Origin of the sequence: Streptomyces sp. NBC_01515 (assembly GCF_045040345.1) — a bacterium.
Classification (GTDB): Bacteria; Actinomycetota; Actinomycetes; order Streptomycetales; family Streptomycetaceae; genus Streptomyces.
On sequence record NZ_CP109416.1, the window covers coordinates 3,869,280 to 3,892,722 of the forward strand.

Here is a 23,443-nt window from a genome sequence, read left to right on the forward strand (position 1 = left end):
CAGGGCCATCGCCGAAGGCGACGCGACCGCAGGGAGCGCCCTTTACTCGGGCCGCGGAAGCCCGACACTGGCCAAGAAGCGGGCGGCCCAACGTCCACTTCTGACGAGGCCGGTTCTTCACTGCGGCCCGGTGGGGGCTGGTCGCGCAGTTCCCCGCGTCCCTTAAAGGCGCTGCACATCACCGGCGTTGACCGGCTCGGCGTTGATCTCAAGGGGTTTCGGCGGCCGCAGCGACCGCGCCCGCGGCCCCTGGAAGACGTACGCCAGACCGAAGCCCCCGGCGACGACCGCCGCACCACCCGCCGCGTCCAGCACCCAGTGATTGCCGGTCGCGACGATCGCCGAGACGGTGAAGAAGGGATGCAGCAGACCCAGCGCCTTCATCCACCACTTGGGCGCGAGAGCGAAGATGACCACCCCGCACCACAACGACCAGCCGAAGTGCAGCGAGGGCATCGCCGCGTACTGGTTGGTGAGAGCGGTGAGAGTGCCGTAGTCCGGCTTGGAGAAGTCCTGGACGCCGTGGACCGTGTCGATGATGCCGAGGCCGGGAAGCAGGCGGGGCGGGGCCAGCGGGTAGAGCCAGAAGCCGACCAGGGCCAGCAACGTGGCGAAACCCAGCGCCGAACGAGCCCACCGGTAGTCGACCGGCCGACGCCAGTACAGGACAGCCATCACCGTCAGCGGCACCACGAAGTGGAAGGACTCGTAGTAGAAGTTGAAGAAGTCCTTCAGGAAGTCGACCTTCACGACCCAGTGGTTGACCGCGTGCTCGACATCGATGTGCAGGAAGCGCTCGATCGAGAGGATCTCGTGGCCGTGGTGTTCCGCCGTGGCCCGGCCACCGGAATTGGTGCCGCCGGTCGCCGCGAGGCGGACCTGCTGGTAGGCGGCGTAGGTGACGCGGATCAGGAGGAGTTCGAGGAGGAGGTTCGGACGGGTCAGGACGCGGCGCAGCTGCGGGATCAGCGGGACGTGCTTCCAGCGCGTGGGGACCGGCTCGGCGTACTCGGTGGGGATCGGCCGCCGGTAGTACTCCGACGTACGGGACAGGAACGGCACGACGGTCGCGGCGGCGAGCGCCATGAGCAGGACGACGTTGTCACGCAACGGATAGACGGCCGCCATGTTCGGCAGCATCATCTTCGCGGGCAGCGTGACCACGAGGATCACGGCCACCGGCCACACGTACCGGTCCGAGGCCCGCTTGCCGACCCGGCCGACCACCGCGAGCAGCACCCACAGCAGCTGGTGCTGCCAGGTCGTCGGCGACACGGCGATCGCCGCGCAGCCGGTGACCGCGACCGCGAGCAGCAACTGCCCGTCGCGCGCGTACCGCACGGCCCGGCGCAGGCCCAGGTACGTGACGGCCGCGCCGAGCGCCAGGAAGACGCCGATCTCCAGCGGGCCGGTGAGGCCGAGCCGCAGCAGCGCGCCATGCAGCGACTGGTTGCCGAGGCCGTCCGCCGCGCCGCCGAGACCCGCGCCGGCCATGTGGTGCACCCAGTAGGTGTACGAGTCGTGCGGCATCGCCGCCCACGCGATCGCCACGCTCGCGGCGAACGTCAGCACGGAGGTGATCGCGGCCCGGCGCCGGCCGGTGAACCACAGCAGCGGCGCGAACAGCAGCACCGTCGGCTGGAGCGCGGCGGCGAGACCGATCAGCACCCCGCCGGCCCGCTCGCCGCGCACGGTGAAGCAGCCGAGCAGTACGAGCAGGACCGGGATGATGCTGGTCTGGCCGAGCCAGAGCGTGTTGCGCACCGGCAGCGACAGCATGAGCAGGCTGATCGCGACGGGCGCGGCCAGCAGCGAGGCACGGCGGGTCACGGGCTTCGGCAGGGCGCGGGAGACGACCAGGCCGAGCGCGACGACCAGCAGCAGGGTGCCGAAGGTCCAGCCCCAGCCGAGGGCTTGTTCCGCGGCCCGGGTGAGCGGTTTGAGGACGAGCCCGCCGAAGGGCGTGCCGGTGAACTGCGTCGAGTCGTACAGCGAGCCCTTCACATGAAGGACGCCGTTCGGTCCGACCCAGGTCTCCAGGTCGGTCAGCCGGTCCCCCTGCGGGGTGCTGAGGACCACGGCCACCTGCCGTACGGCGAGGACCGCGGCGACCAGCCACAGACCCAGGCGCGCCACGCGCAGCCGTGCCCTGGCCGTCTGGGCCGCACTCGACCCGAATGCTCCCGCGGCTCCCGCCGGTCGCCCGCTGTGCTCCACGTTCGCCACGCCTCGTAGGCCTCCGCCCCGCTCGTCCCACGCGATCACGCGCGCGGTTGTTCCCTCTGGGAACCCTATGAGGTTCGCACCCCCTGCGGGAGAGACGCAGGCAACCCCCCCTTCACCTGACGTCCGCCCTCCTTTTGTCCGGATGACGATAGTCGGCCCCCGGTTGCCTGGACACGGCAAATAACTACGCGCTTCCGACCGGCCCGACGGCCCGATAGCTTGTGGACATGATCGGTTTACTGATCGTTTCGCCGCGTGGGTCACTACTGAGGTCCTCGCGGAGGCAGCGGCGGGGGCGGGCACGCGCGCGTGTGACGGCCGTCGTCCTGGCGCTGTTCGCCCTGCAGCTCGGCTCGCTGGTGTCCCCGGCCTGGGCATGCGGCTGCGGCGCCCTGGTGCCGGGCGGTTCGCAGCAGGTCGCGGTGGGACGCGAGGCGTCGGTGGTGCGCTGGGACGGGCGCCAGGAGCAGATCGTGATGCGGCTCACCGTCTCCGGGGACGCGCGCCGGGCCGCCTGGATCATGCCGGTGCCGCACCGGGCGACGGCCACGCTCGCCGACCCCGCGCTCTTCGACGCGCTGGACACGCTCACCGCGCCCGCGCACCGCACCCGCCATCACTTCTGGCCCCAGGACGGCGACTGGCCGCTCGTCTCCGGCGGCCCCGGCGGCGGCCCCCCGCGCGGCGCCGTACCGCCTCCCGGAGTGGGCGTGGTCGGCCGTGAGCGGCTCGGCCCGTTCGACGTGGCCCGGCTGACGGCCACCGACCCGGACGCACTCGGCGACTGGTTGCACACGAACGGGTTCGTCCTGCCGTCCCGCCTTGACCAGGCCCTTCAGCCGTACGTCGACCAGCGCTGGGAGTACGTCGCGATCCGCCTCGCCCCCGCGACCGCCGGCACGGCCCTGAACGGCGCCCTCGACCCCCTGCACCTCACCTTCGCCGCCGAGTCCCCCGTCTACCCGATGCGCCTGTCCCGCCTGGCCGGCACCCCGCAGTCGCTCGGCCTGTACATCTTCGCCGCGCACCGCATGAAACTGAGCAGCACGATCGGCGGCTCGCAGCCGCAGGTCGCCTACGCCGGCCGCGTCACCGCCACCTCCGGCCCGCTGGCCGCCCTCGCCAAGGGCACCCCGTTCCTGACCGCCGTGAACCAGGAGTTCCCCGACCCGTCCCGCATCACCGGCGACCACCTGCTGCGCCGCACGGCGACGGACACCACGTTCCAGCAGGTGATCTACGAGGACCGGCTGAGCAAGGTCGCGGGCGTCCCGGCGTGGCTGCTGACGATCGGCGGGGGCCTCGCGCTGCTCACGACGACCGGCGTCCTGCTGGCCGTACGGCGGTCCCGGCGGACGCGGCGGCCGGAGATCCCGCCGCCACCGGCGTTTCCACCGCCGCCGACGCGCGCGCCGCCGGGCAATTGACGATGCTGCTCATCGGGGTAAGCACAACTCACCGGACACACGAAAGGCACGAGCACATGAGCGAGTCGCAGGTGTGGAACGACGTGGACGACTACTTCATCAGCCAACTCGCCCCGGACGACGAGGTGTTGGAGGCGACCCTGCGCGACAGCGAGGCCGGCGGCCTCCCCCAGATCGCGGTGTCCGCCACCGAGGGCAAGCTGCTGCACCTCCTGGCCCAGATCCAGGGCGCCTCGCGCATCCTGGAGATCGGCACGCTCGGCGGCTACAGCACGATCTGGCTGGCCCGCGCGCTGCCCGCCGACGGCCGGCTGATCTCCCTGGAGTACAGCCCGAAGCACGCCGAGGTCGCCACCCGCAACCTCGCCCGCGCGGGCCTCGACAAGATCGTCGAGGTACGGGTGGGCCCGGCCCTGGAGTCCCTGGCCGCACTCGCCGACGAGACCGCCGAGAACCCGGCCCCCTTCGACCTGGTCTTCATCGACGCCGACAAGTCCAACAACCCGCACTACGTGGAGTGGGCCCTCAAGCTCACCCGCCCCGGCAGCCTGATCATCATCGACAACGTGGTCCGCGGCGGCCGGGTGGCCGACGCGGACAACACGTCACCGGACGTCCAAGGCACGCGCACCGCGATCGAGTTGATCGGCTCGCACGCGCGCCTGTCGGGTACGGCGATCCAGACGGTGGGCAAGAAGGGCTACGACGGTTTCGCGCTGGCGCGGGTGCTGGCCTAACCCTCCCGACCCTCCCGGCCCTCCCGGGTTCTCAACCCTCGTGATAGAAGCCGACGTTGACGCTGCGCGGCCCGGTGCGGTCCTGGATGACGATCTCGCCGCTCCCGCCGCGCGGCAACGGCACGCTGCCGCCGTAGCCGACGGTCTGGGCGTACTCGCCGACGATCAGGCGTACTTCGGAGGACGGGTCGGGCTGGGAGCCTCTCAGCCAGCTCACCTGCCAGATGCCCTCGGGTCCGCACAGGAACTCCAGATGGACCCGTGAGATGAACAGCCAGTCGTCCGGTGTCACCAGCCGGCACACCGTCTCGTCGCGGCCCACCCGCAGCACCGCGCCCGGGTCACTGGGCGCGTCGGCCATCAGCATGCCGGCCGTGGCGCCCTCGTCCGTCCCGGAGACCGAGGCCATGGTGAGTTCGAGCACGTGCGCTCCCCTATGAAGTGTCCTTACAGCAGCGGGCGCATGATAAATCGCCCGGCGCCACCGCGTCCGGCACAATTGAAGTCATGACCGAGCGAAAGCCACCGGGTGTGTCCTTCGAGTCCTGGGTCGACAAGCAGATCCGGGACGCCGAGCGGGCCGGAGAGTTCGCCCAACTACCGGGCGCGGGCAAGCCGTTGCCGTCCGGCGCCGATACGACGTACGACGAACTGTGGTGGATCAAGCAGAAGATGGCCCGCGAGGGCATCTCCGTGCTGCCGCCGACGCTGGCCCTGCGCAAAGAGGCCGAGGACGCCCTTGCTGCGGCGTACTCGGCCTCTTCGGAGCGGATCGCACGGCGGATCATCACCGAAGTCAACGTGAAGATCCGCGAGATGATGTTCAAGCCGCCGCCCGGCCCCCCGCTGGGAATGAAGCCGTACGACGTCGAAGAAGTCGCGCGGGAGTGGCGGGAGCGCCGGGCGGTTGACGGGCAGGGCTGAACTGGCGGCCTCGGCCGGTCACATGTGTAGCGATCACATGTGGAGAAGCCGCTCCGTCAGCTCGCGGTAGTCCCGCAGGGCCAGGCGGAGTTGCTCGGTGTCGTCCGAGCCGTCGGTGCCCTTGGACTCCCAGGAGCCGTGCAGGGTGGCGCGGCGCTTGGTGACGGCCTCCGTGAAGCGGGCGGCGACCTCTTCCAGTACGTGGTCGGCCTCCTCGACGGCGGACCGGGGCTCGTCGACGAACCCGGTGACCGCGTGCTGCAGCCGCAGGCTGAACTTGTCGCTCTCGTCGTGCGCCAGCAGGCTGCCGTTCTCGGCGTCCTGCGGGACACGCCGTCCGTTGCCATTGCCCGAGGCGGCACCGGTACTGACGGCGGGGGCGGGCTCGGGGGCATGGACGGGGCGGTCCGTGCGGTCGGAGCGCTCGGTGCCGGTCGTGTCGCCGGTGCGCGGGCTCGGGATCGCCCGGTCGGTTTCACGCGACGAGGTCGTCGGTGACGTCGACGTCGTCGTCGGAGTCGATGCGGTCGGCGTCCTCTCGGACGACCCGAGCGGCGTCACCTTCTCGGAGCCTCGCGGTGCCGACTTGTCGTCGGTGGTCCGGCCGTCGGTGGACTTGTCGTCGCCGGTCCTGCTGCCGAACGGCTTGGTGCCGGACCCGGTCGCGGTACCGGACTCACGCGACGCCTTCTCGGCATCCCGCTGTTCGGCGGTCTTGTCCATGGTCCTGTCGGTCCTGTCGGTCCTGTCGGTTTCCTTGCGGTCGGCGCGCTCCGCGTTCGTGCTCGTGCTCGCGTCCTTGTTGTCGCCGGTCGGCCGTATCGCGTCGGACATATAGCTCAACTCCCCTTCAGTGCCTGCTTGTTGAATGAGCCGATCGAGTGGCGGCCGCCGCGCCCGTGGCCGTTGCCGTTACGGCTGTCGTCGCTCACCAGGTCGTCGAAGAGGGCGCGGGCTTCGAGCATGGCCTCACGCATCTCCTCGGTACCGGCCTGGCTCTCCGGTGTGCCGTTCGTCCGCGCGGTGACGACGCGGTGCACGCGCCGGTAGCCGTGGACGTGGTCCGCGTGGTGCACGGACAGCGCGTCGAACTGCTTCTCGTACTCCTGGACGTCGGGGAAGCCCCGGGCCCCGGCGACCTCGCCGAGCAGCTGGTCCACGTCGGACATGGCCTGGCGGGGCGAGTCGACGAAGAGCTCCTGGGCGGAGGCCCAACGGGCCTGGTACTGCTCACGGGCCGCGGGCTCCAGCGGCTGCTCCTGCAGCGAACCGTGCTCCTGGACGCGCGCGCCGAGCTCCTGCTCGGCGGCCTTCGCGTCGCCGTCGTGCCGGGCAACGGTCCGGTCGTACTCCGGCCCGAAGCGGCGCTTCAGGCCCGAGCCGCCGGTCGCGCCTCGGGCACGCAGCGCCAGGGCGGCCGCGGCAGCGACCACGCCGACCACGATCACGATCAAAACGATGATCACGCCTGTGGACATGAGTGCCTTCCGGGTTCTTGGCCAACCGGCTCTCGTAGTCGGTCGGTTCCTCTACCGGGTTGCCGTAAAGGCCCTCTTCAAACGACGGCCACACCTCGGCGGAATTCGTGGTGCCGGTGTGTCGATCCCGCCCCGCCCCGTTCGACGCACGGGTAAGGACCGATCGAGGAGGTAGTCATGGGTGAGGTAGTCATGGGTGAGGTAGTCGCACGGCTGGCCGTGTCGCTGGACGGGTACATCGCGGGGCCGGAGTCGGGGCGGGAGCATCCGCTGGGTATCGGCGGGGAGCGGCTGCACGCGTGGGTGTTCGGGCTGCGGAGCTTTCGCCGGATGCAGGGATGGGAGGGCGGGGCGGGCGGCCCGGACGACGAGTTGCTCGCCGAGTGGATCGAGCGGCTGGGGCCGGTGGTCATGGGGCACGGGATGTTCGTCACCGGGGAGATCCCGTGGGGCGACGAACCGCCGTTCCACGCCCCGGTGTTCGTCGTCACGCACCAGCCGCGCGAGTCGGTGGTGAAGAAGGGCGGCACGACCTACCACTTCGTCACCGAAGGCCCCGGCCGCGCACTGGAGCTGGCCCGCGAGGCGGCCGGCGGCAAGGACGTCTCCCTGGCGGGCGGCGCCGATCTGGTCCAGCAGTTCATCCGCGCCGGGTGGTTGGACGAACTCCTCCTGCACGTCGTGCCGGTCCTCGCGTGCGGCGGGCGCCGCCTGTTCGACAACGTGGGCGACGCGCACATCGAGTGGAGGAAGACCCAGGTCCTGGACTCCCCCGAGGTGACCCATATCCGGTTGCGCCGCACCCCCACCGGCTCCTGACAATGGCCGCATGACCTGGACGATCGCCCCGGAACCCTACGACTCCCCCGTCGCCGCCGCGCTCTGGCGGGCGTACTACACCGAGGTCAGCGACCGCTGGTACCTGCTGCACGAGAACCGTCGGACGGATCCCGCCGAGCTGGAGCGGGAGATCGCCGCCCCGACCGGCTCCGAACTCGCCCCACCCGGCGGCCAGTTGCTGGTGGGGTGGTACGAGGGTGCGGCAGCCGGATCGGCGGGCGTACGACTCCTCGACGCGACGACCGCCGAGCTGACGAGGGTCTTCGTCCACGAGGGGATGCGCGGCCGGGGCGGCGCCCCGAGGCTCGTCACGGCCGCCGAGGACGCCGCCCGCGGGCTGGGCGCCAAGGTGATGGTCCTCGACACCCGGAACGACCTGGTGGAGGCCCGCGCCCTGTACGCCCGGCTCGGCTACGAGGAGACCGAGCGGCACAACGACGACCGGTACGCGGAGCACTGGTTCCGCAAGAGCCTCAACTGAGCTTCGCAGCCGTCCCGTTGTGCGGCTGCTCGCTGTCCGACCCGCACAGCTCGCCGTTGAGTTCCTTCACCAGTTGGATCAGATCGGTGGGCCGGTCCGGCCCCCACCAGTCCCCCAGGGTCTCCGCGAGGGACTCCTCACGGGCCTGGGACAGCTTCTCGGCCACTTCCCGTCCCTCGTCGGTCAGTCGGAGGTCGAGGCCCTCCCGTACGGCGAGGCGGCGGCCCTCGATCTGGCGGACGGCGGCGAGGATGACGGGCAGCGGCACGGAGCTGCGCTCGGCGAGCACACCCGGTTCCGCCCAGCCGTCCCGCTTGATGCGCAGCAGCAGCCAACTCGCCGCCGGCTGAAGGTCGTAGCCCGCTTTCGCAGTGATCGTCTTGTAGATCTCGCGGCGCCCTTCCCGCGTGCCGAGCACGGACAGCGCGCGGCAGACCTCGTCGTAGGAGGACCGCTGGACGGGGTTGCTGGCGAGGGTCTCGGTGACATCCGGTGCCGTGACCGAGCCGCGCAGCTTGTCCTCCTTGAGGAACCACGCCAGGACGAAGCCGACGAGGGCGACGGGGGCGGCGTAGAGGAAGACGTCGGTGATGGAGGAGGCGTAGGCGTGGAGGGCCTCGGGGCGTACGGCGGGCGGGAGTTGGGAGATTCCGCGCGGGTCGGACTCCAGGCCGTCCGGGGTGACGCCGGGCGGGAGTGAGGTACCCCGGAGAGCATCCGTGAGCTTGTCACCCAGGCGGCTCGCGAAGACCGTGCCGAAGATGGCGACGCCGAACGAGGCCCCGATGGAGCGGAAGAAGGTCGCGCCGGAAGTGGCGACGCCGAGATCCTCGTACGAGACGGCGTTCTGCACGATCAGCACCAACACCTGCATGACCAGGCCGAGTCCGAGCCCGAAGACGAAGAAGTACGCGCTCATCTCGGCGGTGGAACTGCCCTCGTCGAGGCGGTGGAGCAGCAGCAGGCCGAGGGCGGTGATGCCGGTGCCCGCGATGGGGAACACCTTCCAGCGGCCGGTGCGGCTCACGATCTGGCCGGAGGCGGTGGACGAGATCAGCATGCCGAACACCATCGGCAGCATGTGGACGCCGGACATGGTCGGGGTGATGCCCTGGACGACCTGGAGGAAGGTCGGCAGATAGGTCATCGCGCCGAACATCGCGAAGCCGACGATGAAGCTGATGACGGCGGCGAGCGTGAAGGTGCGGACGCGGAAGAGTTTGAGCGGGAGGACGGGTTCGGCGGCCCGGCGCTCGACGGCGACGAACGCCCCGATCAGCACCACGCCGAGCACCGCGAGCCCGATGATCTGCGGCGAGCCCCAGCCCCAGGTGGTGCCGCCGAGCGAGGCGACGAGGACCAGGCAGGTCGCGACCGCGGCGATGAGGAAGGTGCCGAGGTAGTCGATGACGTGCCGGGTCGACTTGCGCGGGATGTGCAGGGCGGTGGCGATGACGGCGAGGGCGACGACGCCGACGGGGAGGTTGATGTAGAAGACCCAGCGCCAGCTCAGATGCTCGGTGAACAGCCCGCCGAGCAGCGGCCCGAGGACACTCGTCGCACCGAAGACGGCGCCGAACAGCCCCTGGTAGCGCCCGCGTTCGCGCGGCGAGACGACGTCACCGACGATCGCCATCGACAGCACGATCAGACCGCCGCCGCCGAGTCCCTGGAGGGCGCGGAAGCCGATCAGCTGGGGCATGTTCTGCGCCGCGCCGCAGAGCGCGGACCCGATGAGAAAGATCACGATCGCGATCTGGAACAGCCTTTTCCGGCCGTACTGGTCGCCGAGCTTGCCCCAGAGCGGGGTCGCTGCGGTCGACGCGAGCAGATACGCGGTGACCACCCACGACAGGTGCTCCAGCCCGCCGAGATCGCTGACGATGGTCGGCAGCGCGGTCGACACGATGGTCTGGTCGAGGGCGGCGAGCAGCAGCCCCAGGAGCAGCGCCCCGATCGAGACGAGGACGTTGCCCGACACGTGTTCCTGAGCGGAACTGCCCCGCTGCGGGGGCCCCTCCGGTGGCTGCCCGTCCTGCACATTCCCCGTCATACCGTGCGCATCGTCGGCCATGAAGACCTCCTGCGGCTCTCGTTACACATCCATGGTGATCGGTATGGCCGTTTACGGCCTGTTGAGTCCGTTTGGAAGCTGTCATTCCGGGGGTCGGAGGAGACGACGTGAAGGAGATCCGCATAACCTCTGGAGTCCGACGGGGAGGGACGAACACGTGAACGAGGCGAAGGGCCACATATGCCCGCAGTGCGGGGCACCCCGGGCGGCCGACGGCTCCCCGTCCTGCGCCTGCACCCAACGGGCGTCCGACGCGCTGCGTGACGCGCGCACGGCGGAGGCGGCAGCGGCGGAGGACTTCGACCCGCTGCGGATCAGGCCGTATGTGGAGCTGGACGGCACCCCGCAGGACCAGCCGCCCGCACCGGTGCCGCCGGTGGCACCCGAGGGTGAGACCCAGCGGCTGCCGGCGGTGGAGCAGACGATGCCGCTGCGAGCGGTGACCCCCGCACCGGCCGCACCGGCTCCCCAGGGGGAGACGTCGGTCCTCCCGCCCCCGGCAGACCTGAGCCTGTTCGCGCACGGCGGCAGCGGCGAGGGGGGGCCGGAACACCCCACGGACGACGACGCCTCCCCACGCCGCCGCAACCGCCGCACCGTCCTCCTCGCCGTCACGGGAGCCGTCGTGGCGGTGGCAGCGGTGGCGGGTTTCGCGAGCGGCATGTTCTCGTACGAGACACCGTCCCGGGACGAGGCGGCCCCCCAGGACGTGAGGGCGAGCGTCCCGACGCCATCGAAGAGCGGGGCACCGGCAACACCGTCCGCGACCGGCTCCACCTCCGCACAGCCCACGTCGGCGTCCCCGACCCCCTCCCCCAGCGAGACCCCGTCACCGACGGCGTCGTCGACCCCGTCGGCCACGGCGTCCAGCTCCGCGAACGCCAGCAAGACCCCAACCCCCACCACCACCGCTTCCACGGCCTCCGCCACGAACCGCCAGAGCAGCAGCACCCCCAACCCGGTCCTCCAACGCGGCGACGAAGGCCCCGAGGTAACCGAACTCCAGCTCCGCCTGACCCAGTTGAGGCTCTACACCGGCCCCGACAACGGCATCTTCGACAAACAGGTCCAGACGTCGGTACGCACCTACCAGGTGGCCCGAGGCATCACGTCCGACACGCTGGGGGTGTACGGGGCGGCCACGCGAGCGAGGCTGGAATCAGAAACGACCGAGCCGTGACGCTGCGCTGGCTGGGGGGCGGGGGGGGGCTGAGAGGCGCCGGGGTTGTTGGGCGACAGGGCCGTGACGCTGGGCTGGCGGGGGGCGGGGGCTGAGAGGCGCCGGGGTTGTGGGAGGTGCCGGGGTTGTGGGGTGACAGGGCCGTGACGCTGGGCTGGCGGGGGGCGGGGGCTGAGAGGCGCCGGGGTTGTGGGAGGTGCCGGGGTTGTGGGAGGTGCCGGGGTTGTTGGGTGACAGGGCCGCGAGCTGGGCCGGCTGGGGGCTGATAGGCGCTTGGGTTGTGGTGGGTGCCGGGGCTACGCACGGGCCCGCAGGGCAACTCCCCGAGGGCCAACACCCCAAAGGGGCGCGGGGAACTGCGCGACCAGCCCCCACGGCGCGGCACCCGCAAGACAACCCCAGGAGGCACAACCGGCGCGCCACCCCCTCCCCCTCCCCCTACCCCTACCCCACGTGCAGCCGAATCCCCCCGCCCCCCAAGTCCTCAACCCGCACCTCACGCAAATCCCGCACCACCACATCCGCCCGGTGGAACCCGGCCTGCGGCCCGACCCCCACCACCCGCATCCCCGCGGAGCGCCCCGCCGCAATACCCGCCCCGGAGTCCTCGAAGACAACACAGTCCGCGGGCGCGATGCCCAGTTCGGCGGCGCCCTTCAGGAAACCCTCGGGATCAGGCTTGCTCGCGCCGACGGATTCGGCGGTGATCCGGACCTCCGGCAACTCCAACCCCGCCGCACCCATCCGCGCCGTGGACAGCGCCACGTCCGCCGACGTGACGAGCGCGTGCGGCAGCCCCCGTAGAGACGCCAGGAACTCCGGCGCGCCCGGAATCGGCACGACGCCCTCGACGTCCGCGGTCTCCTCGGCCAGCATGCGGGCGTTCTCCGCGTAGTTCTGCTCCATGGGCCGGCCGGGCAGCAGCACAGCCATCGACGCGTACCCCTGCCGCCCGTGCACGACCTTCATGACCTCGTCCGCGTTCAGCCCGTGCCGGTCGGACCAGTTCCGCCAGATCCGCTCGACGACGGCGTGCGAGTCGACGAGGGTGCCGTCCATGTCCAGCAGGAGGGCGCGGGCGGTGAGCACGGTGGTGGCCGTCATCGGCAGGCTCCAAGGAACGGGAGAGAGAAACGCGGGTCAACCCCCGGAGGGACAAGGTGGCCCCGCCCGCCGGTCAGGGAGAACGGACGGGAACCACTTTGTTTCCCTACGGTACAAAACCGAACCGGCATCGCGCCACCACCCCCCGGAACAGTTCACCCACCGTTCAGCTCACCCCGCCGAACCAAAGCCCCCATCAGCCCCCATCAGCCCCCATCAGCCCCCGTCACCCGGCGACGACCTCCCACAGACTCCACGCCCCCAGCGCCAGCATCAGCACCGCCGCGATCCGCGTGATCAGCTTCAACGGAACCCGCTTCATCAGCGCCTTCCCGCCCACGATGCCCAGCCCGGCCACCGCCCACAGCGCCAGCACCGCACCGAGCCCGACGGAGAACGGATCGTCGTAACGGGCCGCGAGGTTGGCCGTCATGATCTGGGTCAGGTCACCGAACTCGGCGATCAGGATGAGCATGAAACCGGCGCCGGAGACCCGCCAGAAGGACTGGTCCTTCGGCTTGCGGACCTCCTCCTCGTCCCCTCCCTTCTTGAAGAGGAGCACCGCGGCCCCGCCCAGGAAGAGCACACCGGTCACCGCGGCCACCAACTGCTGCGGCAGCAGCGTCAGTACGCTGCCCGCCGCCACCGCGAGCACGACATGGAGCAGGAACGCGGCGGCGACGCCGACGAAGACGTACGAGGCGCGGTAACGGGTGCCGAGGACGAGTCCGGCGAGCGCGGTCTTGTCGGGGAGTTCGGCGAGAAAGACGACGCCGAAGACGAGCGCCGTCACGCTGATGCTGATCAAGATTCCTCAATCGGTCGGGGCTGCCCCACCGAGAGTGTGTTTGCTGTCCGCGGACACCTCGGCACGGCAGCGCACACGAAAAACGACTAGTGCACTGCTTTACCGAAGGTCTCGCTGGCCGACCCATCCCACCTGCGAGATGAACCTGCCTCCGGGCGCCGGCTCAGACGAGCTGAGCAGTATGTCGACGGTCCGGCGAAGAGCTACTCCCCTTCTGCGGCATCCACTGTACGCGAGGACCGGCCCTGCCCACCCGTGAGGAAAGTCTCGTCACACCTCTTGTTGTGTCATGAACACGTCACTAGCTTCTTACCGGACGCACACCTCCCCGCAACACGGCACCGCGAGCATTTCCCCGCTCGCACTCCAACACCCCCACACCACAAGGGAGTTCGCATGCCGAAGTTCTACGCGCGTCGACGACGGCTCAGCATACTCGCGGCACTTACCGGACTCATAGCCTTCGCCGGACTCTTCAACGGCCCGACCGCCTCCGCCGCCCTCCCCACCCCGGTCAGCGCCGCCACCGCCCGCACCTACCTCGCCTCCCTCACCGTGGCGACCGAGGTCAGGACCGGCTACGAGCGTGACCTGTTCCCGACCTGGGACACCATCAGCGGTACCTGCAACACCCGTGAGTGGATCCTCAAGCGCGACGGCACGAACGTCGTCACCACCGCCGCCTGCGTCGCCACCAGCGGCAGCTGGTACTCCCCCTACGACGGCGCCACCTGGACCGCCGCCTCCGACGTCGACATCGACCACCTCGTCCCGCTGGCCGAGGCCTGGGACTCCGGTGCCCGCAACTGGACCACCGCCCAGCGCGAGTCCTTCGCCAACGACGTCACCCGCCCGCAGCTCCTCGCGGTCACCGACAACGTCAACCAGTCCAAGGGCGACAAGGACCCGGCCGAGTGGATGCCCTCGCTCACCTCGTACGCCTGCACCTACGTGCGTGCCTGGGTCCAGGTGAAGTACTACTACGACCTCTCGGTCGACACCGCCGAGAAGGCCAAGCTCACCTCGGTCCTCAGCGGCTGCTGAGCCCCGCAGTCAAGTGGTCATCCGCGGAACCTAGTCGCTGGCCTCCGTCGTTCCGTACCGTACGGGGCGACGGAGGAGGGCGAGCCGTAGGGGCGCGCCGGTGTCGAGAGTGCGAGCGCGCGGAGGCGCGAAGCGCTGAGCACGGTCGTGCTCTCGACACCGGCTTGAGCGCCCCGGAGGCGAGCCCGACCAGACAAGGGGCGGGTGATCAACCGTGGCCGGACTGCGCCTTGGACCACTGCTTCGCTACGCCGACGGCTCGTCCGCGACCGTATGGGTCGAGGCGAGCCGTCCGTGCACCGCCGAGGTACGCTGCGCGGACGGCGCCCGGGGCACCGCCCGGACCTTCCAAGTGGCGGGCCACCACTACGCGTTGGTGCCGGTGGAGGGCCTCACGCCCGGGACGTCGACACCGTACGACGTGTTCCTGGACGGCACGCGCGTGTGGCCGCTGCCGGACTCCCCCTTCCCGCCGTCCGTGATCCACACCCCGGACGCCGACGGCACGGTCCGTGTCGCGTTCGGCTCCTGCCGCTGGGCCGCACCCGCCGCCGACGCCCACGACCCGGTGGGCCCGGACGCCCTGGACACCCTGGCCTCGCGCATCGCGCGCGACCCGGAGTCCGAACGGCCGGACGTACTCGTCCTGTTGGGCGACCAGGTGTACGCCGACGAGGTCTCCGACGCGACCCGCCGCTGGCTCTCCGCCCGCCGCGACCTGCGCGAGCCGCCGGGCAGCGAGGTCGCGGACTACGAGGAGTACACGCGCCTCTACTACGAGTCCTGGCTGGACCCGGAGATCCGCTGGCTGCTCTCCACCGTGCCGAGTTGCATGATCTTCGACGACCACGACGTCATCGACGACTGGAACACCAGCGCCGCCTGGCTGGCGGACATGCGGGCCACCCCGTGGTGGCGCGAGCGGCTGCTGAGCGGGCTGATGTCGTACTGGGTGCATCAGCACCTGGGGAACCTCTCCCCCGCCGAACTCGCCGCCGATCCCCTCTACCTGGCGGTCCGGGACACCCCCGACGGCACCGACGAACTCCGCGCCTTCGCCTGCCGCGCCGACGCCGACCCGGCCACCGTCCGCTGGAGCTACCGGCGCGACTTCGGCCGCGTCCGCCTGCTGATGGTGGACAGCAGGGCGGCCCGCGTCCTCGACGAGCGGAACCGCGCGATGCTCGACCCCGGCGAGGCCGACTGGCTGCGCACCGAGGCACTGAAGGACCCCGGTTCCTACGACCACCTCCTCATCGGCACCTCCCTGCCCTGGCTGCTGCCGCACCTCGTCCACGACGCCGAGTCCTGGGACGCGGCCCTGTGCCGGGGCGAACGGGGCGCCCGCTGGGCCGAGTTCGGCGAGAAACTGCGCCGCGCGGCCGACCTGGAACACTGGGCGGCGTTCCCGGAGTCCTTCGAGGACCTGGCCGACCTGATCGCCGAGGTGGGCTCGGGAGACGCGGCGCCGGCGTCGGTGCTCGTGCTGTCGGGGGACGTACACCACGCGTACGTGGCGGAGCCCAAGTGGCGGACCAGGCCAGGCGGTTCGGGACCGAGCGAGCCCGTGGACTCCCGCGTCCTCCAGCTCACCTGCTCCCCCGTCCACAACTCCATCCCCGCTTACATACGCGTCGGCTTCCGCTTCGGCTGGAGCGCGGTCGCGCGCGGCCTGGGCCGCCGCCTGGCCCGGCACGGCCGTTGCCCGCACCCGTCGGTCAAGTGGCGCAAGACGGGCGGGCCTTGGTTCGGCAACCAGCTCATGACCCTTACCCTGCACGGCCGTTCGGCCCGGCTGCGGCTGGAGCAGGCGCGGGCGGACGGGACGCTGAAGACCGTGGAGGAGTCCCCGCTGACACCCCCGTGACCTCGGTCGGGGCATGATGAGGCGGGCCGTCCGTTTTCCCAGCGGGCGGTCTGCTCCATTGCGCCCCCACACGCCCGGGAGTCACCCCTTTGTCTGCAGCGAACGCGTCCGACGGCGACCCGGCCCCCGTCCTTGCCCCCACCCCGGCCCTCACCCCGGCCTCCGTCTCGGTCGCCGTGGTCGGCGCCGGTCCGCGCGGCACCAGCGTCCTGGAGCGCCTCTGCGCCTCCGCGCCCGACCTCCTCCCGCCCGGCACCCGGCTCACCGTCCACGTCGTCGACCCGGCGCCCCCGGGCCCCGGCCGCGTCTGGCGCTCCGCGCAGCCCCCCGAGCTGCTGATGAACACCGTGGCCTCCCAGGTGACCCTCTTCACCGACGCCAGCGTCGACTGCGCGGGCCCGGTCCGCCCCGGCCCGAGCCTGCACGAGTGGGCGCCCGCCGAACTGGGCCCGGACGACTACCCCACCCGCGCCCACTACGGCCGCTACCTGGAGTGGGTGTTCGCCCGCACGGTCCGCGAGGCCCCCGAGTCCGTTCAGGTGGAACCGCACACCGCCCGCGCCGTACGCCTCGACGACACTCCCGACGGCCACCAGCGCCTCACACTCGACAACGGCCGTACCCTGTCCGCCCTTTCGGCCGTGGTCCTGGCCCAGGGCCACCTCCCGACGGCCCCGGACACCACCCACCGCCGCCTCACCTCCTACGCCGACCGCCACGGCCTGCGCCACATCCCGCCCGCCAACCCGGCCGACGTCGACCTGACCGTCGTACACCCCGGCGAACCAGTCCTGTTGCGCGGCCTGGGCCTCAACTTCTTCGACCACACGGCCCTGTTGACGACGGGCAGGGGCGGCCGTTTCGTCCGCACGGAGAACGGCCTGCGCTACGTCCCCTCCGGCAACGAGCCCCGCCTGTACGCCGGTTCACGCCGAGGCATCCCGTACCAGGCCCGCGGCGACAACGCGAAGGGCCCCTACGGCCGCCACACCCCCCTCCTCCTCACCCCCGAGGCGATATCCGCCTTCCGCAAACGCGCCGACTCCGCCGAGCCCCCCGAATTCCTCACGGAGATATGGCCGTTGGTGGCGAAGGAGGTCGAGACGACCTACTACACCGCGCTGCTACGGCCCTCCCGGCGCCCGGAGTCGACGGACTTCACCGAGCGCTTCCTCGCCGTCCCGCACCGGGACCCCCAAGAGGCCCTGATCCTGGACGAGTTCGGGGTCGTGGCCGCCGACCGCTGGTGCTGGGACCGGCTGGCGCGGCCGTATACGGAAGCCGATCTCGCGCATCCCACCGCCTGGCGGGACTGGCTGCTGTCGTATCTGCGCGAGGACGCCGAGCACGCGGCGCTCGGCAATGTGGACGGCCCGCTCAAGGCGGCCCTGGACGTGCTGCGCGATCTGCGCAACGAACTCCGGCTGGTCGTCGACCACGGGGGTCTGGCCGGTGCCTCCCGCCGTGACCACCTGGACCGCTGGTACACGCCGCTCAACGCGTTCCTGTCGATCGGCCCGCCCCGGCGCCGTATCGAGGAACTGGCCGCACTGGTGGCGGCGGGCGTGGTGGAGGTGCTCGGGCCGCGGCTTGAGGTGCGGGAGGCGGACGGTGCCTGGGTGGCGCGCTCCCCGGAGGTGCCGGGCTCGGCGGTGCGTGTGACCACCCTCATAGAGGCGCGGCTCCCCGAACCGGACCTGCGCCGTACCGCCGACAAACTGCTCGGCCGGCTGTTGACGACGGGCCGGTGCCGGCCGCACACGGTGGACGGTTACGAAACGGGCGGACTCGACGTGACACCACGTCCGTACCGTCTGATCGACCGTCAAGGAGGCGTCCACGCACGGCGGTTCGCGTTCGGGGTGCCGACTGAGGGCGTGCACTGGGTGACCGCGGCGGGTGCTCGCCCAGGCGTGGATTCGGTCACGCTTTCGGACGCCGACGCGGTGGCGAGAGCGGTTCTGCGTGCGGCGACGGCCGAACCGCAAACGGAAGCGGAAGCGGAACGGTGGCCAAATGCTGAACTCGCAAGCATTGATTAGGTGCTCTTCGCCCGCCACGGAGCGGCCTTGCTCTTCGGCATCCTCGGCGGCGCTGCCGGCGAGCGGACGTCGGCGGACCAGACGCCGGTAGCCGCCTGGCCTGCTGAGCGACTGGCCGGTGCCCCCTCCCAGGGGCACCGGCCAGTCGCGTCAGGGAGCCCAGCCGAACGGCACCGTGAAGCAGGCGGCGCGGGTGTGGCTGCCGGGCATGTCGTGGATGACGACGGAGGACGCCTCGCCCTGCCGGAAGCCCCACTCGTGCCGGGCACCGACCTCGGCGGCGCCGTGCTCGTCGGCCGTGAAATCGAGCCAGACCTCGTTGTCGGCGTTGGTGGCGGCCGGGTCCGTGGACGGCTTGTGCTGGAAGTGCCCGCCCGCGGCGGCCGGGTCGGCGCCGCACGGCTTCTGGTGCACATGGACGCCGTACGCGTGCCCCGGCACCATCCCGTCGACCTTGAGCCGCACGGTCGTAGCGCCACTGACCGCGATGTGCTGACCGACCTGGATCCACGCGGCGGCCGGAACCAGCTTGCTGTCGTACGTCACCGCCGCCGAGGGCACGAGGGCGCCGACCGGAGCGAACCGGGCGTCCGTCCGCATCCAGTACCCGTCAGGGGCGCCGGAGCCGACGCCGGCGCCGCCTCCGCCGCTCGCCAGGAGGGCCGCGACGACGGCGCCCGCGCATATGCCTGCCATCATGATGTGTACCGTTCCTCACGTTCAGGTGCGTTTAGGTGCGTTTAGATCCCCTTTACGTTGCTACGGGATGCGAGCCCGCCCCGCCCCCCGGGACAGGGCAGCCGGGTGAACACGCTGTGCGGATCACACGCGCCCCCCGTGAATCTCCTGTACCCACCCAGGCGTACGCTGTATGGCTGTCACTGGCCGCCTTCGCCGCGGCCCACGGGGGAGTTCACGGGGAGACGCGTTGTTCGAGAGTGTGGGGTCGCTGACCGGCAGCCCATGGATCTACGCCATGGTCGCCCTGTCCGTGCTCCTTGATGTGTTCCTGCCGGTTCTGCCGAGCGGTGTCCTGGTCATCGCGGCCGCGACGGCGGCGGCAGCGGGCACCGGTGCGGCGGCGGACGCCGTTCCCGTCCCGCACGAGGTCCCCAGCATCCTGGCGCTGATCGCGTGCGCCGCGACCGCGTCCCTGCTGGGTGACCTGGTCGCGTACCGGCTGGCCTGGCGCGGCGGCGCCCGCCTGGACCGCGCGATCTCCCGCTCCCGCCGCCTCACCACCGCGCAGGAACGTCTCGGCCTCGCCCTGGCCCGCGGCGGCGGCGCCCTGGTCATCCTGGCCCGCTTCGCCCCCGCCGGCCGCTCGGTGGTCTCCCTGGGCGCAGGCGCCGCCCACCGCCGAGCCCGAGACTTCCTCCCCTGGTCAGCCCTCGCGGGCCTGTCCTGGGCGGCGTACAGCGTGGCTCTCGGGTACTACGGGGCGCAGTGGCTGGGGGCGACATGGCTGGCGACGGGGGTTTCGCTGGTGGCGTTGTTCGGGGCGGGAGCGGGGGCGGCATTCGTGATGCGCAGGCAGCCGGGGGTGACGGCGGAGGTGAGTGCCCCTTAGGGGGCGGGGCTTCGCTACGGATCGGGGCGCGGGTTCGTTCGGATCGGGGGCGCGGGTTCGTTTCGCAGGGGCGCGCGTCCGTTTTCAGGGGCGGGGCCTCGCCACGGATCAGGGGCGCGCGTCCGCTTTTAGGGGCGCGGGGCTGTGTCGATGTGCGGCTCCGCCGCGTGGGCGCGACCAGCCTCCACCGACCCGCACCTTCGCTACAGACCGGAGCCGCACGTTCGTTTCGCAGCGGCGCCGCTCAGCTACAGACCAGGGGCGCGCATCGGCTTTTCAGGGGCGCCGCTTCGCTACAGATCAGGGGCGCCCGTCCGCTTCTCAGGGGCGCGGGGAACTGCGCGACCAGCCCCCACCGGCCGGCACCTTCGCTACGGACCGCACGTTCGTTTCCCAGGAGCCCCGCTTCGCTACGGACAAGGGGCGCGCGTCCGTCTCTCAGGGGCGCGAGGAACTGCGCGACCAGCCCCCACCGGGCCCGCACTTTGATCACTACGCTCCCCGCGGAGCGCCCGCCCCCCTCACCTCAAGCCCCGCAAGCAACTCAGCCGTAGCCTCCGCGATCACATCAACCGCGTGGTCGAAGACCTCGCGGTTGTGCGCGGCCGGCGCCCGGAACCCGGAGACCTTGCGCACGAACTGCAACGCGGCGGCACGAACCTCCTCCTCCGTGGCCTCGTCGGGCAGGACAGGCGGTCGAAGCGTCTTGATACTGCGGCACATACCCCCAGTCTCCCGCGTCCGCAGCGATACCGCCGCCCCTCTCCCGAACACACCTGCGATGATCCTTCCGAGGCGGCCACCGTCACCACGCACGGGGCCGACCGACGAGAGGACGCAACAACATGGCGAACAACGAACTCACCGTGGCGGTACTGGGCCCCGGCGGCGTAGGCGGCCTGCTCGCGGCGCTCCTGTCCCGCGCCGGCCACCGCGTGATTTGCCTGGCCGGAGCAGAAACGGCCGACACCCTCCGCACGAACGGAATCCAGGTCCACAGCGCCCGCTACGGCGACTTCACCGTCCCGGTGGAGGCGGACACGGAACTCCGCGAACCGGTAGACGCCTGCCTGATCACGGTCAAGGCGACAACCCTGGACGCGGCCCTCACCCGAGTCCCGGCGAAGACCCTGGGCGACGGCCTCCTCGTCCCGTTCCTGAACGGCGTAGAACACCCGGCACACCTACGCGCCCGCTACAGGCCCACCCAGGTCGCCCCCGCGATCATCCGGGTCGAGTCAACTCGCACCGCCCCAGGGGTGATTGAACACGGCAGCCCGTTCGCGGAGATCGACCTGACAGGCGACCCGGTCCCCCGGGAACGCCTCGACACACTCGCGGCGGCACTCCACGCGGCCGGCCCCGCCACCCAGGTCCTGCCCGACGAAACGGCCGCACTCTGGGCCAAGATGACCTTCCTGGCCCCCCTCGCCCTCCTCACCACCCGCTACGCCCTCCCCCTGGGCGACGTACGCACGCGCCACCGCGAGGAGTTGACCGCCCTGCTGGAGGAGACCGCGGCGGTGAGCCGTTCGTACGGCGGCCCCTCGGACGCGGCGGGCGCACTGGCCCGCTACGACACGTTCCCTCCGCAGACCAAGTCGTCGATGCAACGTGACGCGGAGGCGGGCCGCCCGCTCGAACTGGACGCGATCGGCGGGGCGTTGCTGCGGGCGGCGGAGCGACAGGGAATCGCGGTGCCGGTAACGGCAAGGCTGGTAAGGGAGTTGGGGACACCGAGCCCCAACTGACAGCCAGATCCCCCTCGAACGGCCGACGGGGTCACCCCTGGAGGTCGACCCGCCAGTCGTTGGAGGTGATCCAGTGCCCCTTGGGGTACTCGAACTCCACCTCGCCGAGCAGCGCGAACCCGGCTTTGCGGCACACCGAGTTGGACGCGGTATGGCCGACGCTCGGAAAGGCATGCAGATACCGGTGCCGCCCATCGGCCCGCGCCACGTCGACAACGGCGCGGGCCGCCCGGGCAGCGAGCCCGCGCCCCTGGAACTCGGGCAGGACACCCCACCCGGTCTCCCACACCGACTCGCCCTGCCACTCCCGCTCCCAGAACCCGATCGAGCCGACGGTCTCCCCGCTCCCCGCCAACTCGACCCGGTACATGCACCCGCGCCCCAGCCCGAGATACCGCCGATGCCGAGCCTCAAGCTGCGCCTCGCTCTCGGGGCCCCCCAAGTGCGCGGTCATCTCAAGGCTGTTGTTCCGCTCCAACAACCAGAAGTCACCCGCACCCCAGGGCTGAAGCCTCACGAGTTCCACGTCCATGCCGAGCACACTAGGCGGACCCACTGACATCCGGCTTCGTCGACTTCTTCAACGGGAAGGGGTTCGGCGAGGGGGCACGGCCCGGCGAGCCTGCCCGGCAGCCGGTCCTCTTCCCACTCGTCGTCCACGGCCCACTCCTCGCCGGTCTCCAGGCGACGAGGGACGGCCAACGGCATCAGCCCGTGGCCGGGACCGGCAGGTGCGTACCCGCCCCGAAGCGCGACCGGTCCGGGTCCCGTGCCGCCGGCTCCCGCCTCCGACAGCGCACGCCGTCCTCGTCCCAGGCCTCCGTCCAGCGACCGTAACAACAACTTCCCCAACCCGATCGTGTGAAGTCCCCCAAGGAACTCGCGACCCAAATTCGAACAGGCGTAGCATTAGCGCGTGGCTACGACCTATGACTTCCCGAGTGACCTCCTCGCCGGTCAGGAGGAGCTGCATCAGGTCCGGAACGAGCTGTCGGCCCTGCTGAAGCGGCTGCCCTGGTCGGTCGAGCCCCTGGACGGGTTCAGCGACGTGGGCGGCTGGCGCAAGGTGGAGCGCCCCGCGTCCCCGGGCTGGACGCCCGACGAACAGGCCGAGGTGGAGAAGCTCCGGCAGCGCGAGCACGAACTCGCGGTCTTCGTCAGCGGCCACCGTTTCTGGACGGAGGTCGCGGCGACGGAGCGCGTGGAGGGCCGGATGCGGCTGAAGCACGCCCACGAGACGCCTCCGGCGGACGGCGAGGGCGACTGAGACTGAGGGGGCCAGGACGACTGGAGCGGTCTGGGTGATCAGGGCGACCGGGCGACACGCGTTGACGTAAGCCTTGGTGCGTCGACGTACGCGCTGGATCGTCGGAGCGACCGCGGGGCGGCGATCACAGGTGCGGGCAGTCCTGCCTCAACTACGGCTTCCGCAGCACCCGTTGGGCCACCACCAGGACCGTCACGGCCCCCACAGCCCCCACGGCACCGGCACCGACGGCCCGGAAGCCGCGCGTGGACCGCCACGACAGCACCGACCACCGCGACTGCGCCGACAGCGCGGACCCCGTACTCAGCCACGACCCCGCCGAGACCAACGACAGGGCCGAGCCGATCGACCCCACCGACAACGCGCTCCCGATCGACCCCACGGACAGGCTCGACCCGACGGACCCGATGGAGAGCACCGACCCCACCGAGCCGATCGACAACACCGAGTCCTTGGACCAGAGGGACAACACGGAGCCGGTTGCGGCCGCGCCGGGACCGGTGCGAGGTCTGCTCATGAACCCATCCTGCCCACCATCCCCGGAAACCGCGACACCACCGAACCGAAATGGCCGACGCGGTCACCCGCCACCACCTCAACTCCCCACCCCGGCAAGGGAATGT

The 23,443-nt window shown here is 71.1% G+C and carries 23 protein-coding genes; 12 read left to right on the forward strand and 11 right to left on the reverse strand.

All coding sequences use genetic code 11. From position 1 onward, the window contains the following. Positions 1 to 162 precede the first annotated feature (162 nt). Positions 163 to 2,226, reverse strand: a complete 2,064-nt coding sequence (locus OG407_RS17095) for a bifunctional glycosyltransferase 87/phosphatase PAP2 family protein (protein ID WP_405868448.1) — start codon at positions 2,224 to 2,226, stop codon at positions 163 to 165. Positions 2,227 to 2,537: 311 nt separating this feature from the next. Between OG407_RS17095 and OG407_RS17100 the strand changes: the two genes are divergently transcribed. Together OG407_RS17100 and OG407_RS17105 are read left to right on the forward strand one after the other, a co-directional pair. After that, positions 2,538 to 3,653, forward strand: a complete 1,116-nt coding sequence (locus OG407_RS17100; protein ID WP_405858975.1) for a DUF2330 domain-containing protein — start codon at positions 2,538 to 2,540, stop codon at positions 3,651 to 3,653. A gap of 56 nt (positions 3,654 to 3,709) precedes the next feature. Continuing rightward, positions 3,710 to 4,390 (forward strand): O-methyltransferase, encoded by a 681-nt coding sequence (locus OG407_RS17105; RefSeq protein WP_405858977.1) that lies wholly within the window; start codon positions 3,710 to 3,712, stop codon positions 4,388 to 4,390. 31 nt (positions 4,391 to 4,421) lie between these two features. On the opposite strand, the gene OG407_RS17110 is transcribed toward OG407_RS17105, so the two are convergent. Then, positions 4,422 to 4,814: a hypothetical protein gene (locus tag OG407_RS17110; RefSeq protein WP_327404407.1), complete on the reverse strand. Its 393-nt coding sequence runs from the start codon at positions 4,812 to 4,814 to the stop codon at positions 4,422 to 4,424. Between the two features lie 83 nt (positions 4,815 to 4,897). Between OG407_RS17110 and OG407_RS17115 the strand changes: the two genes are divergently transcribed. Next, positions 4,898 to 5,314 carry a DUF1992 domain-containing protein gene (locus OG407_RS17115; protein WP_405858979.1) on the forward strand — a complete coding sequence of 139 codons (417 nt, stop codon included), beginning with the start codon at positions 4,898 to 4,900 and terminating at the stop codon, positions 5,312 to 5,314. A gap of 33 nt (positions 5,315 to 5,347) precedes the next feature. Here the strand turns inward: OG407_RS17115 and OG407_RS17120 are convergent, their stop codons facing one another. Further along, positions 5,348 to 6,148 carry a hypothetical protein gene (locus tag OG407_RS17120; protein ID WP_405858981.1) on the reverse strand — a complete coding sequence of 267 codons (801 nt, stop codon included), beginning with the start codon at positions 6,146 to 6,148 and terminating at the stop codon, positions 5,348 to 5,350. Between the two features lie 5 nt (positions 6,149 to 6,153). Further along, positions 6,154 to 6,792 carry a hypothetical protein gene (locus OG407_RS17125; protein WP_405858983.1) on the reverse strand — a complete coding sequence of 213 codons (639 nt, stop codon included), beginning with the start codon at positions 6,790 to 6,792 and terminating at the stop codon, positions 6,154 to 6,156. A 177-nt stretch (positions 6,793 to 6,969) separates the two neighbouring features. Here OG407_RS17125 and OG407_RS17130 point away from each other — a divergent pair, with 177 nt between their 5' ends. Both OG407_RS17130 and OG407_RS17135 read left to right on the forward strand, forming a co-directional pair. Beyond that, entirely contained in the window at positions 6,970 to 7,611 is a 642-nt protein-coding gene (locus OG407_RS17130; RefSeq protein WP_405858985.1) for a dihydrofolate reductase family protein, read from the forward strand. A 10-nt stretch (positions 7,612 to 7,621) separates the two neighbouring features. Then, positions 7,622 to 8,113, forward strand: coding sequence for a GNAT family N-acetyltransferase (locus tag OG407_RS17135; protein WP_405858987.1), 492 nt, complete (start codon positions 7,622 to 7,624; stop codon positions 8,111 to 8,113). Here OG407_RS17135 and OG407_RS17140 read toward each other — a convergent pair. Then, entirely contained in the window at positions 8,106 to 10,187 is a 2,082-nt protein-coding gene (locus tag OG407_RS17140; protein ID WP_405858989.1) for a DHA2 family efflux MFS transporter permease subunit, read from the reverse strand. The two genes, OG407_RS17135 and OG407_RS17140, sit on opposite strands and share 8 nt — an antisense overlap. A 157-nt stretch (positions 10,188 to 10,344) precedes the next feature. Between OG407_RS17140 and OG407_RS17145 the strand changes: the two genes are divergently transcribed. Beyond that, entirely contained in the window at positions 10,345 to 11,367 is a 1,023-nt protein-coding gene (locus tag OG407_RS17145; RefSeq protein ID WP_405858991.1) for a peptidoglycan-binding protein, read from the forward strand. A 444-nt stretch (positions 11,368 to 11,811) separates the two neighbouring features. On the opposite strand, the gene OG407_RS17150 is transcribed toward OG407_RS17145, so the two are convergent. Next, positions 11,812 to 12,471, reverse strand: a complete 660-nt coding sequence (locus tag OG407_RS17150) for an HAD family hydrolase (protein ID WP_405858993.1) — start codon at positions 12,469 to 12,471, stop codon at positions 11,812 to 11,814. Between the two features lie 226 nt (positions 12,472 to 12,697). After that, the gene (locus tag OG407_RS17155; protein ID WP_405858995.1) at positions 12,698 to 13,279 is read right to left on the reverse strand and encodes a TMEM165/GDT1 family protein; all 582 of its coding nucleotides are present in this window, start codon (positions 13,277 to 13,279) and stop codon (positions 12,698 to 12,700) included. Between the two features lie 396 nt (positions 13,280 to 13,675). Between OG407_RS17155 and OG407_RS17160 the strand changes: the two genes are divergently transcribed. The 3 genes from OG407_RS17160 to OG407_RS17170 all read left to right on the forward strand — a co-directional run bounded on the left by OG407_RS17160 (position 13,676) and on the right by OG407_RS17170 (position 18,232). Next, positions 13,676 to 14,323 carry an HNH endonuclease family protein gene (locus tag OG407_RS17160; protein ID WP_328683617.1) on the forward strand — a complete coding sequence of 216 codons (648 nt, stop codon included), beginning with the start codon at positions 13,676 to 13,678 and terminating at the stop codon, positions 14,321 to 14,323. A 214-nt stretch (positions 14,324 to 14,537) separates the two neighbouring features. Then, positions 14,538 to 16,190, forward strand: coding sequence for an alkaline phosphatase D family protein (locus tag OG407_RS17165; protein WP_405858997.1), 1,653 nt, complete (start codon positions 14,538 to 14,540; stop codon positions 16,188 to 16,190). An 89-nt stretch (positions 16,191 to 16,279) separates the two neighbouring features. Continuing rightward, positions 16,280 to 18,232, forward strand: coding sequence for an FAD/NAD(P)-binding protein (locus OG407_RS17170; protein ID WP_405858999.1), 1,953 nt, complete (start codon positions 16,280 to 16,282; stop codon positions 18,230 to 18,232). A 150-nt stretch (positions 18,233 to 18,382) separates the two neighbouring features. On the opposite strand, the gene OG407_RS17175 is transcribed toward OG407_RS17170, so the two are convergent. Next, entirely contained in the window at positions 18,383 to 18,931 is a 549-nt protein-coding gene (locus tag OG407_RS17175) for a superoxide dismutase family protein (RefSeq protein ID WP_405859001.1), read from the reverse strand. A 229-nt stretch (positions 18,932 to 19,160) separates the two neighbouring features. Here OG407_RS17175 and OG407_RS17180 point away from each other — a divergent pair, with 229 nt between their 5' ends. Then, a complete protein-coding gene (locus OG407_RS17180; RefSeq protein WP_403599016.1) occupies positions 19,161 to 19,802 on the forward strand; it encodes a DedA family protein in 642 nt (213 codons plus the stop codon). Between the two features lie 492 nt (positions 19,803 to 20,294). On the opposite strand, the gene OG407_RS17185 is transcribed toward OG407_RS17180, so the two are convergent. Then, entirely contained in the window at positions 20,295 to 20,525 is a 231-nt protein-coding gene (locus OG407_RS17185) for a DUF2277 domain-containing protein (RefSeq protein WP_327404394.1), read from the reverse strand. Between the two features lie 122 nt (positions 20,526 to 20,647). On the opposite strand from OG407_RS17185, the gene OG407_RS17190 reads away from it, so the two are divergent. Then, the gene (locus OG407_RS17190; RefSeq protein WP_405859004.1) at positions 20,648 to 21,553 is read left to right on the forward strand and encodes a ketopantoate reductase family protein; all 906 of its coding nucleotides are present in this window, start codon (positions 20,648 to 20,650) and stop codon (positions 21,551 to 21,553) included. 31 nt (positions 21,554 to 21,584) lie between these two features. Here the strand turns inward: OG407_RS17190 and OG407_RS17195 are convergent, their stop codons facing one another. Next, positions 21,585 to 22,085: a GNAT family N-acetyltransferase gene (locus OG407_RS17195; RefSeq protein WP_405859006.1), complete on the reverse strand. Its 501-nt coding sequence runs from the start codon at positions 22,083 to 22,085 to the stop codon at positions 21,585 to 21,587. Between the two features lie 384 nt (positions 22,086 to 22,469). Here OG407_RS17195 and OG407_RS17200 point away from each other — a divergent pair, with 384 nt between their 5' ends. Then, positions 22,470 to 22,820, forward strand: a complete 351-nt coding sequence (locus tag OG407_RS17200; RefSeq protein ID WP_405859008.1) for a hypothetical protein — start codon at positions 22,470 to 22,472, stop codon at positions 22,818 to 22,820. 151 nt (positions 22,821 to 22,971) lie between these two features. Here the strand turns inward: OG407_RS17200 and OG407_RS17205 are convergent, their stop codons facing one another. Beyond that, positions 22,972 to 23,337, reverse strand: a complete 366-nt coding sequence (locus OG407_RS17205; protein WP_405859010.1) for a hypothetical protein — start codon at positions 23,335 to 23,337, stop codon at positions 22,972 to 22,974. Positions 23,338 to 23,443 lie beyond the last annotated feature (106 nt).

Coding starts and splice junctions, on each gene's coding strand:
- OG407_RS17135 (WP_405858987.1), top strand. CDS start 7,622: ATGACCTGGACGATCGCCCCGGAACCCTACGACTCCCCCGTCGCCGCC.
- OG407_RS17160 (WP_328683617.1), top strand. CDS start 13,676: ATGCCGAAGTTCTACGCGCGTCGACGACGGCTCAGCATACTCGCGGCA.
- OG407_RS17130 (WP_405858985.1), top strand. CDS start 6,970: ATGGGTGAGGTAGTCATGGGTGAGGTAGTCGCACGGCTGGCCGTGTCG.
- OG407_RS17195 (WP_405859006.1), bottom strand. CDS start 22,085: ATGGACGTGGAACTCGTGAGGCTTCAGCCCTGGGGTGCGGGTGACTTC.
- OG407_RS17115 (WP_405858979.1), top strand. CDS start 4,898: ATGACCGAGCGAAAGCCACCGGGTGTGTCCTTCGAGTCCTGGGTCGAC.
- OG407_RS17190 (WP_405859004.1), top strand. CDS start 20,648: ATGGCGAACAACGAACTCACCGTGGCGGTACTGGGCCCCGGCGGCGTA.
- OG407_RS17175 (WP_405859001.1), bottom strand. CDS start 18,931: ATGATGGCAGGCATATGCGCGGGCGCCGTCGTCGCGGCCCTCCTGGCG.
- OG407_RS17140 (WP_405858989.1), bottom strand. CDS start 10,187: ATGGCCGACGATGCGCACGGTATGACGGGGAATGTGCAGGACGGGCAG.
- OG407_RS17150 (WP_405858993.1), bottom strand. CDS start 12,471: ATGACGGCCACCACCGTGCTCACCGCCCGCGCCCTCCTGCTGGACATG.
- OG407_RS17125 (WP_405858983.1), bottom strand. CDS start 6,792: ATGTCCACAGGCGTGATCATCGTTTTGATCGTGATCGTGGTCGGCGTG.
- OG407_RS17105 (WP_405858977.1), top strand. CDS start 3,710: ATGAGCGAGTCGCAGGTGTGGAACGACGTGGACGACTACTTCATCAGC.
- OG407_RS17120 (WP_405858981.1), bottom strand. CDS start 6,148: ATGTCCGACGCGATACGGCCGACCGGCGACAACAAGGACGCGAGCACG.
- OG407_RS17185 (WP_327404394.1), bottom strand. CDS start 20,525: ATGTGCCGCAGTATCAAGACGCTTCGACCGCCTGTCCTGCCCGACGAG.
- OG407_RS17205 (WP_405859010.1), bottom strand. CDS start 23,337: ATGAGCAGACCTCGCACCGGTCCCGGCGCGGCCGCAACCGGCTCCGTG.